The sequence below is a fragment of the Bradyrhizobium sp. LCT2 genome (assembly GCF_009931255.1).
GTDB classification, from domain to species: Bacteria; Pseudomonadota; Alphaproteobacteria; order Rhizobiales; family Xanthobacteraceae; genus Bradyrhizobium; species Bradyrhizobium diazoefficiens.
On sequence record NZ_CP034432.1, the window covers coordinates 6,827,634 to 6,843,215 of the forward strand.

A 15,582-nucleotide genomic window follows, 5' to 3' on the forward strand; every position below is an offset into this window, starting at 1 on the left:
TCGCTACTCCGCCATCTCCACCTGCTGCGTGACGGTCGGGCCGGCCAGCGGCCGCTCCTCCATCATGATCAGGCAGAGCGAGGCGGTGGTCATCAGCGCGGTCGCGGCGCCGAAGACGTAGCGGAACGCGTGCCGCATGTCGTCGGCGGGGATCGCGGGGATGCCGCCGGCCGCGTGATGCTCGCCCGCGAGCGGAATGTCGGTGCCGAGCGCGATCAGCAGGATGGCGGCGAAGGCCGCGACCGTGAACGAGGACATCAGCGAGCGGAAGAAGTTCATCGCGCCGGTGATGGTGCCGACCTGCGGACGCGCGACCGAATTCTGCAGCGAGACCACGCAGACCGGGAAGGTCGTGCCGAGCCCGAGCGCGAACGCGGCCATCAGCGTCAGCAGGCCCCAGAGCGGCAAGGTGGTGAGCGTCAGGCCCAGCGCGCAAATCGCGGCCCAGGACGTGCCGACAATGGCGACGCGCTTGTAATGCTTGGCGCGCGCCATGGTGCGGCCGGCAATCGCCGCGCCGCAGGTCGAGACCGCAGCGAGCGGAATCAGCGCAAGCCCCGCCTCGCTGGCGCTGAGGTGATAGACCGACTCGTAATAGAGCGGGAGCTGCACGGTGAGGCCCGTGATCGCGCCGAGCCCGCAGCCGCCGGCCGTCAGCGCGAACGGCGCCACCGATCCCGTCAGCAGCTTCAGCGGCAGGAACGGCTCGTCGGCGCGGCGCGCGTGCCAGACGAAGGTGACCGCGAGCGCGACAGCGCCGCCCACCATCGCAAGCACGGTCGGCGAGAGCCACGGATAGCGCGTGCCGCCCCAGGTCAGCACCAGCATGAAGACGACCGCGGAGGCCATCAGCAGAACGCCGCCGAGCCAGTCGACCTTGCGCTTGCGGTGGAACACCGGAATCTTCTTCATCTTCGGCAGCAGCATCGCGATCGCCGCGGCGGCGAGCGGTAGATTGATCCAGAAGATCATCGACCAGTGCAGATGCTCGGCGAACACGCCGCCGATGACCGGGCCGAGGATGCCGCCCACCATCCAGACGCTGGAGAAATAGGCCTGGTACTGGCCGCGCTCGCGCGGGCTCACGACGTCGGAGATCACCGTCTGCACGACAGGCATGATGCCGCCGCCACCCAGTCCCTGGAGACCGCGCGCCAGGATCAGCATCGGCATGTTCGGCGCGATCGCGCACAGCACCGAGCCGGCGACGAACAGGCTGAGCGAGATGATGATCATGACGCGGCGGCCGTAGATGTCGCTCAGCGTGCCGAACACCGGTGCGACCGCGGTCGAGGCGAGCAGATAGGCCGTGATGACCCAGGACAGATTGGAGACGTCGTTGAACTGGCGCCCGATGGTCGGCAGCGCGGTCGCGACGATGGTCTGGTCGAGGGCTGCCAGAAACATCGTCAGCATCAGGCTGATCACGATGGTGCGGACCTCGTCGGAGGTCAGCGGCACCGGCGGCGCGATGGACGGCGCGTCATCGACGCTGATGACCTCGCTCGGAAGGCGGGACAGCTCTTCGGCAATGTCGTCGGGCAACGCCTGGATGTCGGCAGAACTGCTCTGCCGGTCGAACTTGTTCATCTCGATCGGAAGCCGTGAGGCGGCGCAACGCCGCGAAGGATTCGTTCTATGCAGTCCAATGTAGACAGCAAAGTTCTTCCCAGGCAGGCACCGCGGCGCATGGGTGCATCCCGCCGCCGGGTCATCCCGAACACGTGATCCGTGCGGCAGATCAGTCCTTCGGACGTCGCTTCAGGCGTGCCCGTTTCGGCAGCAGGGCCGGCCATTGCACGATGTGGTCCTCGAGGTCCGCGTCCGGGATCTCCTCCTCGCTGCCCTCGACCCGGCCGCGCACGGAGACGCCCGCCTCATGCACGGTGTTGGGATCACCCGATACCAGCGGATGCCACCAATAGAGGTCGCGGCCCTCGGCGACGAGCTTGTAGCCGCAGCTCGGCGGCAGCCAGTTCAGGGTGCGGACATTGGCCGGGGTCAGGCGGACGCAGTCCGGAACCTTGTCGGAACGATTCGGGTAGTCCTTGCAGCCGCAAGTCCCGGCATCGAGCAGCTTGCAGCCGACATGGGTGAAATAGATGTCGCCGGTGTCCTCATCCTCGAGCTTGTTCAGGCAGCAGCGGCCGCAGCCGTCGCACAGGCTCTCCCATTCGGCCCCCGACATCTCTTCCAACGTCTTGGTTTTCCAGAAGAATCCTTCCTGGCCTGAAGGTCGTTTGGGAGCTGCGGTCATGCGCCTCAACAAGAGTTCGAAAGAGCTACGGTTAACCCATCTAGGCCGTGTGCCTGCGATGCTGCAAGCAACGCCCCCGGGAGGCCCGTAATGACCCGGGGTCAATTAGGCCTGTTGTTCAAAATCGCGAGCCTGACCATTGGTTTATAGGCCCTGCTCGGCTAGAAGGAACAGCAAGTCCCCAAAGGACGCGAACCGGGCGCCTTGGGTTTGCCGCAACATTCCCTCAAGACGTCCCGATGCCGCCCCGGCCGGGTGCTTGAACGGTTTCGAACCGAGCCTCAAGGGTTCTAGGTGCGCCAGATCATACCACCGCATTGGAAGCAGAAGGTCCGGAATTTCTTCCTGGATCTCGATGCGCGCATCGACTCCTCGCTGTTCTCCTCGGCCAAGGGCATCCGCGAGCTCTACGAGCGCTACTCGACCTTCATGGACCGCTTCTATGTCGGGCGGTGGAAGCGCTGGGTGTTCATCGAGCCGCTGTCGGAAGCCGCGACCCTCGGGCTCGGCGGCCTCGTCGTGATGCTCACGCTCGCCATCCCCGCCTTCCGCGAGACCGCGGACGAGGACTGGCTGAAGAAATCCGACCTCGCGGTGACCTTCCTCGACCGCTACGGCAACCCGATCGGCAGCCGCGGCATCAAGCACAACGACTCGATCCCGCTGGAAGATTTTCCTGACGTGCTGATCAAGGCGACGCTGGCGACCGAGGACCGCCGCTTCTATGAGCATTTCGGCATCGACATCGCCGGCACCGCGCGCGCGCTCGTCACCAACGCCCAGGCCGGCGGCGTCCGCCAGGGCGGCTCCTCGATCACCCAGCAGCTCGCCAAGAACCTGTTCCTGAGCAACGAGCGCACCATCGAGCGCAAGGTCAACGAAGCCTTCCTCGCGGTCTGGCTGGAATGGCGCCTGACCAAGAACGAGATCCTCAAGCTCTATCTCGACCGCGCCTATATGGGCGGCGGCACGTTCGGCGTCGACGGCGCGGCGCATTTCTACTTCAACAAATCCGCGCGCGACGTGACGCTGGCGGAGGCTGCGATGCTCGCCGGCCTGTTCAAGGCGCCGACCAAATACGCCCCCCACATCAACCTGCCTGCCGCGCGCGCCCGCGCCAACGTCGTGCTCGACAACCTCGTCGATGCCGGCTTCATGACCGAGGGCCAGGTGTTCGGCGCCCGCCGCAACCCCGCCTTCGCGGTCGACCGCCGCGACGAGGCTTCGCCGAACTACTATCTCGACTACGCCTTCGACGAGATGCGCAAGCTGGTCGACACCTTCCCGAAGTCCTACACCGAGCGCGTCTTCGTGGTCCGCCTCGCCATCGACGCCAACGTGCAGAAGGCCGCGGAAGACGCGATCGAGAACCAGCTGCGCCAGTTCGGCCGCGACTATCACGCGACCCAGGCCGCGACCGTCGTCTCCGATCTCGACGGCGGCATCCGCGCCATGGTCGGCGGCCGCGACTACGGCGCCAGCCAGTTCAACCGCGCCACCGACGCCTATCGCCAGCCCGGCTCCTCGTTCAAGCCCTACGTCTACACCACCGCGCTTCTGAACGGCTTCACGCCGAACTCGATCGTGGTCGACGGCCCGGTCTGCATCGGCAATTGGTGTCCGCAGAACTATGGCCATTCCTATTCCGGCGCGGTGACGCTGACGCAGGCGATCACGCGCTCGATCAACGTGGTGCCGGTCAAGCTCTCGATCGCGATCGGGCAGAAGGAGCAGCCGAAGGCGCCGAACCCGGCCAAGATCGGTCGCGCCAAGATCGTCGAGGTCGCCCGCCGCTTCGGCCTCAAGGCGCCGCTGCCCGACACGCCCTCGCTGCCGATCGGCTCGGACGAAGTCACCGTGCTCGAGCACGCGGTTGCCTACGCGACCTTCCCCAATCGCGGCAAGTCGGTGACGCCGCATTCGGTGCTGGAGGTGCGCACCGGCGCCGGTGATCTCGTCTGGCGCTGGGACCGCGACGGCCCGAAGCCGAAGCAGGCCATTCCGCCGAACATCGCCGCCGACATGGCCGGGATGATGAGCCACGTCGTCAGCGAAGGCACGGCGCGCCGCGCCGCGCTCGACGGCATTCCGACCGCGGGCAAAACCGGCACGACCAATGCGTATCGCGATGCCTGGTTCGTCGGCTACACCGGCAATTTCACCTGCGCGGTCTGGTACGGCAACGACGACTATTCGCCGACCAACCGCATGACCGGCGGCTCGCTGCCGGCGCAGACCTGGCACGACATCATGGTCGCGGCGCATCAAGGCGTCGAGGTCCGGGAAATCCCCGGCATCGGCATGGGCCAGAAGCTGCCGCCGCAGCCGATGGCCGCGCAAGCCAATGCCGCGCCGAAGGTGCTGGAGACCAAGCCCGGTCCGCCGCCCGTGCTGACCAAGCGCGGCGCCGACATCCTGGTGCGCGTCGAGAAGCTGCTGGATGACGCGGCCAAGACCGCGAACAAGTCGGCCGCGAGCGACGGCAAGCCCGCCAGGCCGGCCTCATCGACAAGCGCGCTCGCCTTCCCGCAGAACTATGCGGAAGAGAATGCGAACGCATCCGCCCCGCGTAAGAACTGATCGAAACCCGTGCGGCTGATCCTAACCACATTGACTGCCCTCCTGCTCGCGACCGTGGTGGGCGTCGGCGCGACCTGGATGACGACGACGCGCGGCACCGAGATCGGCGCGCTGACCATCGGCCCCTGGACCGCGCGCCCGCGCACCGGCACCGCCGACGTCGACCCCTATTCGCGCGCCACCATCGTGCGCAACGGCGAGTTGCCGATCGGCACCGGCGACGGGGTCGCCTTCACCGCCACCGCCGACGACAAGAAGAAGGCGCTCGACGGCCGCTGCGATGTGATCGTCTCCGGCGTGACGCCGCCGGCGCGGTTCTGGACGCTGACGCTGTACGACCGCAAGGGGCATCTCGTCGCCAATTCGCTGCAGCGCTACGGCTTCACCAGCCAGGAGATCGTGCGGCAGTCCGACGGCACATTCGAGATCCGCATCGCCTCGCGCTCGCGCTCCGGCAACTGGCTGCCGACCGGCGGCATCGAGCGCTACGCCCTGATGCTGCGCCTCTACGACACCCCGGTCGGCGTTGCGACGCGCACCCAGCGCGATGCGCCGATGCCGACGATCTCGACGGTGGGCTGCTCATGATCCGGCTCGCCTTCACCATCGTTGCCGGCGTGGTGCTCGGCCTCGTCGTCCATCTCGTCAGCGTGCTGGCGCTGCCGCGCATCGCGACGCAGGACGCCTATTCGCGGCTGACGCCGATGACCAAGCTCAACGGCGTCACCCAGCTTCCGCTTGCCGATCCCAACACCTCGCCGATGCCGTTCATGGACCCGGCCTTTGCGCTGGCGATCTGCCGCTATGACCTGTCGGGCGGGCCGATCAAGCTCACCGTCCCCGTCAGCCAGGCCTACACCTCGGTGTCGTTCTACACCCGCAACGAGATCGCCTATTACGCCATCAACGACCGCTCCGCGGGCAAGAAGGTGATCGAGCTCGACCTGATGACGGAAGCGCAGCACAACGAGCTGCCCGAGGACGAGGAGATCACCGCGGCCGACCGCCTGATCATCGATTCCCCTGCTACCACCGGCCTGATCGTGATGAAGGCGCTCGCCGCCGAGCCGGGCCTGATGCCGCAGGCGCAAGCGACGCTTGCGGCCGCGACCTGCGCGCCGCAGACCGAGGTGCCGGCCAAGGCCGAGACGCCGCGCGGACAGCGGTGAGCACGGCCGTTTCGGACGCCTCAAAACAAAAACTGAAAAAACAACCCCATGCACAGTAGCGGGGGCATTGAAACCGTTAGCTAATTTAAGCGACCCATCAGCAGCCGCGCGACCTCAGCCACGCGACCATTTTGCCGCCTTTGACTTGTCGGGCAAAACACTGGCAGAATGGCAAGATCGAAAGTTCGTAACACCCGCGCGGAGCAATCCGCCGCGGGTGTTTTCATGTCGGAGCCTAGAGTTGGATTTGGATGCCAGGCTCCCGCAAGCATACGAATTCGCAGTCGCGTGCCGCCATCTTCCTGAAACCTGACGCCGCTCCCGATCAATGAATGATCTGGCCGAGGAACGCCCTCGCCCGCTCCGTCCTCGGCGCGCGGAAGAAGGTTTCGGGATCAGCCTCCTCGACGATGGCGCCGCGATCCATGAAGACCACCCGGTCAGCGACTTCGCGGGCAAAGCCCATCTCGTGCGTGACGCACACCATGGTCATTCCGTCGCGCGCGAGCTCCACCATGGTGTCGAGCACCTCCTTGACCATCTCCGGATCGAGTGCGGAGGTCGGCTCGTCGAACAGCATGATCTTCGGCTGCATGCAGAGGGCGCGGGCAATGGCAACGCGCTGCTGCTGGCCGCCGGAGAGCTGTCCCGGATATTTGTTCGCCTGGTCGTGGATGCGCACCTTGCGCAAGACGCCGATCGCACGCTCATGCGCCGCCGCGCGCGACAGACCGCGCACCTTGATCGGGGCCAGCATGCAGTTCTCGACGACTGAGAGATGCGGAAACAGGTTAAAGCTCTGGAACACCATGCCGACCTCGCGGCGGACGTCGTTGATGTCGCTCATCCGGTCCGACAGCTCGATGCCGTCGACGACGATGCGGCCGCCGTCATGCTTCTCGATGTGGTTGATGCAACGGATCAGCGTCGACTTGCCCGAGCCCGAAGGTCCGCAAAGCACGATCTTCTCGCCTGCCCTCACGCTGAGATTGACGTCACTCAGGGCCGTGAAGCGGCCGAACCGCTTCACCACGTTTTCTACGGCGACGATGGCCGCGGATCGGCTCGGCTCGTTCGTGGCAATCTCCCGAACCATCTTCGTCCCCCTAGGATTTTTCATCGGCGTGCTCCGGCGATCGCATAGCGCTTGCGCAACAGCGCGACGCCTTGCGATGCCGCCGAACTGATGGCGAGGTAGACCACGACGACCACGAGATACATCTCGACGAGACGGCCGTTGAGCTGCGCAAGCTTCGAGGCCGCGCCGAGCAGGTCGGTGAGCGAGAGCACGTAGACCAGCGAGGTATCCTGGAACAGGATGATGGTCTGGCTCAGGATGATCGGGCTCGCCACGCGGAGCACCTGCGGCAGGATCACGCTGCGATAGGTCTCGAAGGTGGACAGTGCGAGCGCCTGGCACGCCTCGAACTGTCCGCGGTTCACGGCGCGCAATCCGACGCGGATGATTTCCGAATAATAGGCCGCCTCGAACAGGCCGAAGGTAATGAAGGCGGTCCAGGTGGCGCCGATCGGAATCGGGCGACCGTTTCCGCTGAGATGGCCGAGCACGATCGGCACCAGGAAGAAGAACCAGAACAGGACGAGGATCAGGGGGATCGAGCGGATCAGGGCGATGTAGCCGCGCACGACCTTCCCGATCACCGGCACCTCGAAGTGCTGCAACAGCGCAAGGCAGGTGCCCAGGGTCATGCCGACCACGAAGGCCACCGCGGTCAGCGCCAGCGAAAACAGCAATCCGGACCAGAGATAGGGCCACGCCTGCAGAACAATCGAGAAATCGAGGCTGTTCATTTCACGACCTCCATCCCTGAGGGCAACGAGCCGGCCTGCCCGACGTCGTCGGCCAGGCTCGGCTCGATCGCATCCTCCGCACGCCCTGTGCCCGGAATGCGCACGGCCCTGTCGATCAGCGCCATCCCCTGATAGGCGATCAGCGCCAGCGCGAGATAGATCAGGGTCGCGGCGCCGAAAGCCGTGAAGGTCTGGAACGTCGCCTCGCTGATCTGGCGCGCCTGAGCCGTGAGCTCCATCAGCCCGATCGTCAGTGCGACCGAGGTGTTCTTGTAGATGCCCATCACCTCGCTGGTGAGGCTTGGCACGATCAAGCGCAGCGCCTGCGGCACGATGATATGGCGGTAGGTCAGATAGGCGGTGAGTCCGAGTGCGCTTGCCGCCTCGGTCTGCCCTCTCGGCAGGGCCTCGATCCCGGCCCGAACCTGCTCGGCGATCCGGGCCGCGGTGTAGAGGCCGAGGCACAGAAGTGCGGGGACGAATGATCCCCAGGGCGGCGGAATCTGCTTGATGGCATCTCCGAGCGTGACGGGAAGAATCTCCGGCAGGACGAAGTACCAGAGAAACATCTGCGCCAGGACGGGGATGTTGCGGAAGATCTCCACATACAGGCGCGCAAGCGCAGCGATGGCCCGGTTCTGCACGGTGCGGCCGATCCCGACGACGATCCCGATCGCAAAGGCAATCCACCAGCCGAAGAACGCCAGGGCCAGGGTCCAGCCGAGGCCCGACAGAAGCCAGTCGATGTAGCGCTGGCCATCCGCCGTCTGTTCAAAGAGCACCGCGAACATGGCGAACCTCGAAGCTCCGGATACAAGAGAGGATCAGCGTGCGGAAAGATTCCGCGATATGGTGCTCCGACTAATCGACGGCATCGCTGGGATGCGCGATCCGTTCCTTCAGTTCGTCGGTCAGCGGAAAGGCAAGATTCTCGCCCTTTGGCGGAATCCCCCGCGTGAACCACTTCGCGTAGATCTTTTCGAAATGCCCCGACGCCATCTGCTTCGACAGGACGTCGTCGACGAGCGCCTTGAAGCCGGCATCGCCCTTCGTGAACATCAGACCATAATAGATCTTCGCGTAACCCTCGGGGAGAAATATCAGCGCGTCCGGCTTCGGAGCCGCGGCCTTGAGGCCGGCGAGCAGGATATCGTCCTCCATGAAGGCGGCCGCGCGGCCGGTGTTGAGCATCAGGAAGGATTCCGCATGGTCTTTCGCCTGGACGATGTTGAATCCGAGCTGCTCCTTTGCATTCACGCCTTGCGCGAAGCCGACGGCATTGGAACCCTGGGTCACGACGATCGTCTTGCCCTTGAGATCGCCGGCCGTCTTCAGGCCGCTGTCCGCCTTGACCAGCCAGCGCGGCTGGCTGACGAAGGTGGCGACCGAGAACGAGACCTGCTCCTGCCGCTTCCTGTCGTTCGCCGTGCCGCCACACTCGATGTCGACGGTGCCGCTTTGGATGAGCGGGATACGGTTGGACGAGTTCACCGGCGTGTAGTTGACGGCGAGATTGGGCAGGCTGAGCTCCGCCTTGATACGCTCGACGATGCCGGCGCAGAGGTCCAGTGAAAAGCCGATCGGCTTTTGATCGGGACCGAGATACGAGAACGGAATGGAGGCCTCGCGGTGACCGATGGTGATGGCACCGCTCGACTTGATCTTGGCGAGCGTGGGACTGTCGGCCGCGATCGACGGCCCAGCGAGGGTGCCGACGGCCGCAAGGCCGATTAGGCCGCCCCATACACGCGCAAAAATCGTCATGTGCATCTCCCCTCTGAAGAACAGCCTAGGCGGCCCTGGACGACGGCTTCACGCCGCGCCGCTTGATGATGTCGATCAGGCGATCGACATCGGCGAAAGTGTTGAACATCCCGAACGACACGCGAATGCCATCGCGCTCCGGCGAGACGCGCACACCGTTCTGCTCGAAATGGCCGAGCCATTCGGCGGCGGGAAGCGCGATGACGTAGATGTGCGGCGCGCGGTGCTGCCGATCGCGGGGACCGACGAGACGAACGTCCAGCGCGTCGAGCCCCGCGATGAGATGATCGCCGAGATCGAGACAATGGTTCTGGATGTTCTGCACGCCCAGCGCTTCGATCATGTCGAGGGAGGCACCGAGCGCATGGATCGCCGGAAGATTGAAATTGCCGAGCTCGAAGCGGCGCGCGCTCGGGGCCAGCTCGAGTTGGTCGGGCCGGGCGATGAGATCGGCCGGGACCTCCGCAAGGCTGGCGGCGGCGAGATAGGCGGGCTCGAGCTCGATCCTCGATTTGTCCCAATACAGCAGCCCAAGCCCTTGCGGCACGAGCAGCCCCTTGTGACTGCCCGACCCGATGAAGGTCGCACGCATCGCCTTGGCGTCGATCGGCACGACGCCGATCGCCTGCATGACGTCGACGACGAAATAGAGCCCCTTCTCGTCACAGAGGGCGCCGATGCTTTCGACGTCAAAACGATGACCGGCGTGGAAGGTCACCTGCGACATCGAGATCGCCCGCGTGCTCGCGTCGATGTGCGGACGAAGGCTGTCGGCGTTCACGATCTCCGTCATCGGTACGAACTCGACCGTCACGCCCTTGCGCCGCAGATTGAGGAACGCATAGGCGTTGTTGGGATGATCGCCATGGATCATCAGCACCTTGTCGCCGGCGCGCAGGGGCAGCGCGTTGGCGGCAATGTTCATGCTTTCCGAGGTGTTCTTGGTGAAGGCGATCTCGTCGGCCGCTACGCCGAGAAACCGCGCCAGCTTCTCGCGGGTCAGCTCGACGCGATCGAGCCACACGCTCTTGGGGCCGGCCGTCTCAAGGCCCTCGCGGAGGAAGCGATCGATCGCCGCCTTGACCGGGCGCGCGAGCGGCGTCTGGAAGCCGGCGTCGAGATAGGTGATGCGCTCGACAGCCGGAAATTCCTTCCGCACGGCACCGACGTCGTAATGGCGAGACATCCCACTCTCCTGATGAGCGCGCCCGGCAGGGCTCTGGCTGCGCTGCACAAATCCTGATCACCTTTCGGCGGCGCCAACGATATGAGCAATCCGCCGGTGCGGCCAAGAGTAATTTTCATATTTCAATAGTATTTATTCCGAAAAATGATAATTATATAGAATGTCACGCAAGGATGAGTAGATGCCGCAAGCCAATTCCGACGGACCACTCGACCGGGCCTTCGCCATCGTTGGCCATGTCGCCGGTCAAGTCAGAGCTGTCTCGGTCGCGGAAATCGCCAACGCGCTGGCTCTCCCGCTGCCGACGGCGCATCGCCTGATCGGCAATCTGGAGCAGCGCGGGCTGCTTCAGAAGGCGCTGGGAACGAAGCGCTACGTGGTCGGCAATCAGCTGGTCACGCTGTCGGCCAAGGTCATCGGCGCAGCTTTCCGCACCGCGCGCCGGCACGCCGTGCTCCGCGCAGTCGCGGCCGAAATCGGCGAGCAATGCGAGATCGGTGTCGTGCGGGACAATGTCGTCGCCTACGTCGACAGCGTCCGCGTGTCGCAACCGCAGGGGCTCCAGTTCAATCCGGGCGAAGCGGCACCGCTCCACTGCACGTCGACCGGCAAGATCTACATGAGCCGATTGCCGGAGCGAGCGCGCGAGAAGCTGTGCCGCGCACTCACGCTCACCAAATACACCGAGACGACGATCGTCGACGTCGAAAGCCTGATGAAAGTCCTCGACGAGACGCGCAAACGCGGCTGGGCCAAGACCAACGAAGAGTACGTGCGAGGGGTCGTCGGCTGCGCCGTTCCCATCCTGTCTCCGGATCGCGAACTGATCGCGTGCCTCGGCGTCTCCGTTCCCGTGGCCCGCGTGAGCTTCGCCGAGCTGGATCGGTTCATCGCTCCGCTGCAGAAAGCCGCTGCGCTGCTGTCGGAGACCATCCTCCAGGCCGACGATGACGGCCTGAGCGAGGCATCAGAGACGTTCTAGTCCTGCCCGTTTGATTGTCCGCTTCCGGCCCCCGTCGGCGCCGCTCCGCGCCCACAGCAGCGCGAGCGGCCCCAGCGCGATGCCGGCGGCGAGGACGATGAACGCCAGCAGCCAGCCGGTCGCGCTCTGCGGGCCTCCGGCAAGGTCGAGCGCAGCGCCGGTCCCCCACGCGCCAACCGCTGACAGGCCGAAACCAACCGTCGAGTGCAAGGCGAGCGTCGCGCCGCGATGTTCGGATGCGGCGGCGGCCGACATGCCCGCGGTCAACGCGCCGGAATCGGCCGGCACGGTCAGGCCATAGAGGAGCAGCAGCAGTGCGAGCAGCCATGCCGGGGCAGTCGCATTGAGGCCAATGACCAGCGCGACGCAAGCCGACGCGATCATCACGATCGTGATCGCGCGATGGCGGCCGAATTTCAGCGCCGCCTCGTTGCCAAGGATGCTAGCGGGCATCGAGATCACCGCGAAGCAGAAGCTCAGCACAACGGGGCTCAACCAGGCCGGCGCGCCCTGATGAGCGACGACGAAGGTCCATAACCCCACCAGCCAGGTGCGGATGCCATAGAGCTCGAAGCAGTGCGCACCATAGCCGAGGATGTATCCGAGCGCCTCGCGGTTGGCGAAGACGGGAGCGAAGTTCAGCAGACGCCCGGCTTTCGGCACGGGTCGCCGCGGGTCGATCAGGAGGCACGCGCCGACCATTGCGACCGGACCGAAGCCGGTCACGAGGAAAGCCGTCCGCCAACCCCACCTGTCGGCGATCAGTTGCGCCACCAGGAACGAGAGGCCGACACCCACCGAGAAGCTCGACGTGTACAGCGTGACGGCCCGCGAGGTGTCGCCCGCGGGAAGCCGGTCCGTCAGGGCTTTCAGGCCGGGCATGTAGGCGCCCGCAAATCCGAGCCCTGCAAGCGACCAGATCGCCGTGCCCGACCAGAACCCCTGCGCGAACATGCCGAACGCCGCGGTGGCGAGCCCGCTGACGATCGAGCCCCAGAGCAGGACCAGCCGCGCATCGATCCGGTCGGTCAGCGTCGTCAGCACCGGCACTGCGAGCATGTAGCCGAACGCATAGCCGCTTGCCATCAGCCCGCCTTCGGCCGCGGAAAGTCCCCACGCCGGCATCAGGTGCTGCGCCAGGTTCGCGGACAGCGTCACATGCGGCAGCAGGTTGCCGACCTGGCCGATGCACATCACCGCAATCAGAGACCGGCCGCTCAAGCTTCGAATTTTGCCCTCCATTGCGGGGAAGACAGCGCCGGGGTTGGCAGGGTGCCGAGCGCCGGTCCTTCGGCGAGCGGGTGCGGAGCGGAGTGCCTCATGAACAGCCACACCCCGGAGCGCCGGACGTCTTCGCGGTTTCGTCGGCGGCGCAGCACGCCGACGAAACGTCCTTCGCCGGCCCGCCGCAGCATCCCGACGCGGCGGCAGCGGTCTCAAGGCCGCCGCGCGTACAGACGCCGGTCTCGGGCAGCACAAGCTCGACTCTCGCTGCGGCGCGCTTGTCGCCGGCGATATCGGCCGCGATCGAGCGGACCTGCTCATAGCCCGTCATCATGAGGAAGGTCGGGGCCCTGCCATATGACTTCATGCCGGCCAGGTAGAAACCCGGCTCGTCATGCGCGAGCTCGCGGGCGCCGTGCGGGCGCACCGTGCCGCAGCTATGCTCGTTGGGATCGATCAGCGGCGCCAGGGCGACCGGTGCCTCGATGGCAGGATCGAGCCGCAGGCGCAGCTCGGACAGGAACGAAAAGTCGGGACGGAAACCGGTCGACACGATCAATTCGTCCGCGATCACGTGTCGCGCACCGCTCGAGGCGCCGGCGGCGATCTTGAGCCGGCCTTCGGAGTCCGAAAGGTGCGTGACGCCGAATTCGGTTTCGATCCTGATCTTCCCGGCGGCAACGAGCGCGGCGAAGGCGCTGCCGAGCTCGCCGCGCGCGGCCAGCTTGTCGTTGCGGCCGCCGCCGAAAGCCTTGGCGGGATCGGCGCCACGCAAGAGCCAGACGGGTTGCGTACCCGGCACCTCGCCCGCGAGATGCACGAGATCGATCAGCGTACCCACGGCGGAATGGCCGGCGCCCAGGACGGCAACTGTCTTCCCGGCATATCTGGAACGAGCGGCGCCTCGCACATCCGGCATGCCGTAGGCGACGCGGCCGGCGCACTCGGGCTCGCCGATCGCCGGCAAACCGTTGCTCCCGGCCGGATTGGGGGAGAACCATGTGCCTGACGTATCGATCACAGCATCCGCGCGCAGCACCTCGGGGCCGCTGCCGTTCCGGTAGCGAATCTCGAACGGCGCCTGCTCGCGTCCCCTGGTCCTGGCCTTGTCGAAGCCGACACGGCTGATCGCCGAGACGCGGCTGGAGGTCCGGATCGCCTCACGCAGCGGCGTTCGCGTCGCAAGCGGCGTGAGATATCGATCGAGCAGCTCGCCGCCGGTCGGATAGGACTGAGGGTCCGGCGAATTCCATCCCGTCGGCGCGAGCAGACGCGCGGCGGCCTTGTCGATGTTGTACTCCCACGGCGAGAACAGCTGCACGTGCTGCCACTGGCGGATCGCATGTCCAGCCTCCGGCCCGGCCTCCAGCACGACGGGCGACATGCCCCGTGCGAGCACATGCGCGGCCGCAGCGAGGCCGACGGGCCCTGCCCCGACGATAGCTACCATCTTCCCATCACGCATCTTGTCATCCTATAATTCTAGAAATTTCGAATAACCGAGCCGAAAAAATCAGGCCGCCGTCCGGGCGCCCTTGCATCCGGCTTCGTCCGCACAGCACTCCGCCGCCAGGAAATCGACCAGGCCCCGCATCAAGTCATAGTTCGCGTGACAGACCAGGGTCGTCGATTCGCGGACCTGGCTGATGAGTCCGACCGCGACCAGAGACTTGATGTGATGCGACAGCGTCGAGGCCGGGATCTTCAGCTTGTCCTGCAAGCGGCCGACGGGCATGCCCGACCGTCCGGCCCGGACCAGGGCCCGATAGATCTGAAGCCGTGTCCGGTTACCCAGGGCTTCCAGGCGCGCTGCTGCGTCGTCGATCTTCATGACGAGACAATGCACCGAGCCGCCGGCGCGGTCAACTATATTTCTAGAATATTGGAAATACAGTTGAGACCGCTCCGGCGGAGGCTGGCATCAACAGCACTTTCCGTTCTGCTGGATCGGCGGACAAGGGACCGATCCGTACGAACAAAAGACGCAGCAATCGCCGCTCTTGGGCTTGAGCCGGGCCCCGCACCCCTTGCAATCGTAGAAGAACTGGCAGGCGTCAGTCGGCATGGTCTCGGCTGACGCGTGATGACAGACCGGACACGTAATAACCGATTGCGTTTGCATTGCCGGCTTTCCTCGATCGCAAGACAAGACCCATTCTAGTCGTTTGGCGCCAACGCGCCAACAAAGGTCGCGTTACTTTCGGAGCTCGATCTCCATCAGACCATAAAACTAGCATTATAGTTGTAATTCCCTAGGGTTTGCGGTATCGTGGAACCCATGAACCGGAAAATCGCTGCGCGCTGTCTGGCGGAACTAGGCAATTTGACGCGCCTCGACATATATCGGCTGCTGGTTCGAGCCGGGCCGCCCGGCCTTAGCATCACCGATATCCAGACCCGCCTCGACGTACCGGCCTCGACGCTCGCCTTTCATCTCCGCGGGCTGGTCACCGCTGGCCTCGTCGCACAGGAAAAAAACGGGCGCACGGTGATCTGCCGCGCTCGATACGATCGCATGGACGGAGTCATCGCGTTCTTGCGCGAGCATTGCTGCGAGGGATTTGCGAGTGACGCGCCGGCGGCGGCGACACGCCGGGCGAGTTGATCA

At 65.4% G+C, this 15,582-nt stretch carries 16 protein-coding genes; 5 read left to right on the forward strand and 11 right to left on the reverse strand.

The features are described 5' to 3' along the window. Positions 1 to 3 precede the first annotated feature (3 nt). Both EI171_RS32505 and EI171_RS32510 read right to left on the reverse strand, forming a co-directional pair. A complete protein-coding gene (locus tag EI171_RS32505) occupies positions 4 to 1,590 on the reverse strand; it encodes an MDR family MFS transporter (RefSeq protein WP_161535753.1) in 1,587 nt (528 codons plus the stop codon). Positions 1,591 to 1,741: 151 nt separating this feature from the next. Further along, positions 1,742 to 2,257 carry a YcgN family cysteine cluster protein gene (locus EI171_RS32510; RefSeq protein ID WP_011085887.1) on the reverse strand — a complete coding sequence of 172 codons (516 nt, stop codon included), beginning with the start codon at positions 2,255 to 2,257 and terminating at the stop codon, positions 1,742 to 1,744. Positions 2,258 to 2,551: 294 nt separating this feature from the next. On the opposite strand from EI171_RS32510, the gene EI171_RS32515 reads away from it, so the two are divergent. Genes EI171_RS32515 through EI171_RS32525 form a run of 3 tightly spaced genes read left to right on the forward strand, consistent with a single transcriptional unit; the run spans position 2,552 to position 6,006 of the window. Beyond that, entirely contained in the window at positions 2,552 to 4,837 is a 2,286-nt protein-coding gene (locus EI171_RS32515) for a transglycosylase domain-containing protein (RefSeq protein ID WP_028172255.1), read from the forward strand. A gap of 9 nt (positions 4,838 to 4,846) precedes the next feature. Further along, positions 4,847 to 5,425 (forward strand): DUF1214 domain-containing protein, encoded by a 579-nt coding sequence (locus EI171_RS32520; RefSeq protein ID WP_011085885.1) that lies wholly within the window; start codon positions 4,847 to 4,849, stop codon positions 5,423 to 5,425. Further along, entirely contained in the window at positions 5,422 to 6,006 is a 585-nt protein-coding gene (locus EI171_RS32525) for a DUF1254 domain-containing protein (protein ID WP_161535754.1), read from the forward strand. The genes EI171_RS32520 and EI171_RS32525 overlap by 4 nt, the downstream gene beginning before the upstream one ends. Positions 6,007 to 6,331: 325 nt before the next feature. Here the strand turns inward: EI171_RS32525 and EI171_RS32530 are convergent, their stop codons facing one another. The 5 genes from EI171_RS32530 to EI171_RS32550 all read right to left on the reverse strand — a co-directional run bounded on the left by EI171_RS32530 (position 6,332) and on the right by EI171_RS32550 (position 10,768). Continuing rightward, complete coding sequence (locus EI171_RS32530; protein ID WP_161535755.1) at positions 6,332 to 7,102, reverse strand: amino acid ABC transporter ATP-binding protein; 771 nt, start codon at positions 7,100 to 7,102, stop codon at positions 6,332 to 6,334. Positions 7,103 to 7,122: 20 nt separating this feature from the next. Further along, on the reverse strand, positions 7,123 to 7,818 hold the full coding sequence (locus EI171_RS32535) for an amino acid ABC transporter permease (RefSeq protein WP_161535756.1): 696 nt from the start codon (positions 7,816 to 7,818) through the stop codon (positions 7,123 to 7,125). After that, the gene (locus EI171_RS32540) at positions 7,815 to 8,609 is read right to left on the reverse strand and encodes an amino acid ABC transporter permease (RefSeq protein ID WP_161535757.1); all 795 of its coding nucleotides are present in this window, start codon (positions 8,607 to 8,609) and stop codon (positions 7,815 to 7,817) included. The genes EI171_RS32535 and EI171_RS32540 overlap by 4 nt, the downstream gene beginning before the upstream one ends. A 70-nt stretch (positions 8,610 to 8,679) precedes the next feature. Then, positions 8,680 to 9,588 (reverse strand): amino acid ABC transporter substrate-binding protein, encoded by a 909-nt coding sequence (locus EI171_RS32545; protein ID WP_161535758.1) that lies wholly within the window; start codon positions 9,586 to 9,588, stop codon positions 8,680 to 8,682. Between the two features lie 19 nt (positions 9,589 to 9,607). Beyond that, a complete protein-coding gene (locus EI171_RS32550; RefSeq protein WP_161535759.1) occupies positions 9,608 to 10,768 on the reverse strand; it encodes an aminotransferase class V-fold PLP-dependent enzyme in 1,161 nt (386 codons plus the stop codon). Between the two features lie 181 nt (positions 10,769 to 10,949). Here EI171_RS32550 and EI171_RS32555 point away from each other — a divergent pair, with 181 nt between their 5' ends. Beyond that, on the forward strand, positions 10,950 to 11,750 hold the full coding sequence (locus EI171_RS32555) for an IclR family transcriptional regulator (protein ID WP_161535760.1): 801 nt from the start codon (positions 10,950 to 10,952) through the stop codon (positions 11,748 to 11,750). Here EI171_RS32555 and EI171_RS32560 read toward each other — a convergent pair. From EI171_RS32560 to EI171_RS45930, 4 genes are all read right to left on the reverse strand, one after another. Continuing rightward, positions 11,736 to 12,944, reverse strand: a complete 1,209-nt coding sequence (locus EI171_RS32560; protein ID WP_161537127.1) for an MFS transporter — start codon at positions 12,942 to 12,944, stop codon at positions 11,736 to 11,738. The genes EI171_RS32555 and EI171_RS32560 overlap by 15 nt on opposite strands. Before the next feature lie 124 nt (positions 12,945 to 13,068). After that, positions 13,069 to 14,439 (reverse strand): NAD(P)-binding domain-containing protein, encoded by a 1,371-nt coding sequence (locus EI171_RS32565; protein WP_161535761.1) that lies wholly within the window; start codon positions 14,437 to 14,439, stop codon positions 13,069 to 13,071. Positions 14,440 to 14,487: 48 nt separating this feature from the next. Next, on the reverse strand, positions 14,488 to 14,805 hold the full coding sequence (locus tag EI171_RS32570) for a helix-turn-helix transcriptional regulator (protein ID WP_060911193.1): 318 nt from the start codon (positions 14,803 to 14,805) through the stop codon (positions 14,488 to 14,490). Positions 14,806 to 14,895: 90 nt separating this feature from the next. Further along, a complete protein-coding gene (locus tag EI171_RS45930) occupies positions 14,896 to 15,096 on the reverse strand; it encodes a GDCCVxC domain-containing (seleno)protein (protein WP_074077126.1) in 201 nt (66 codons plus the stop codon). Between the two features lie 156 nt (positions 15,097 to 15,252). On the opposite strand from EI171_RS45930, the gene EI171_RS32575 reads away from it, so the two are divergent. Next, positions 15,253 to 15,579, forward strand: a complete 327-nt coding sequence (locus tag EI171_RS32575) for a helix-turn-helix transcriptional regulator (protein WP_028172265.1) — start codon at positions 15,253 to 15,255, stop codon at positions 15,577 to 15,579. The last annotated feature ends 3 nt before the right edge of the window (positions 15,580 to 15,582 follow it).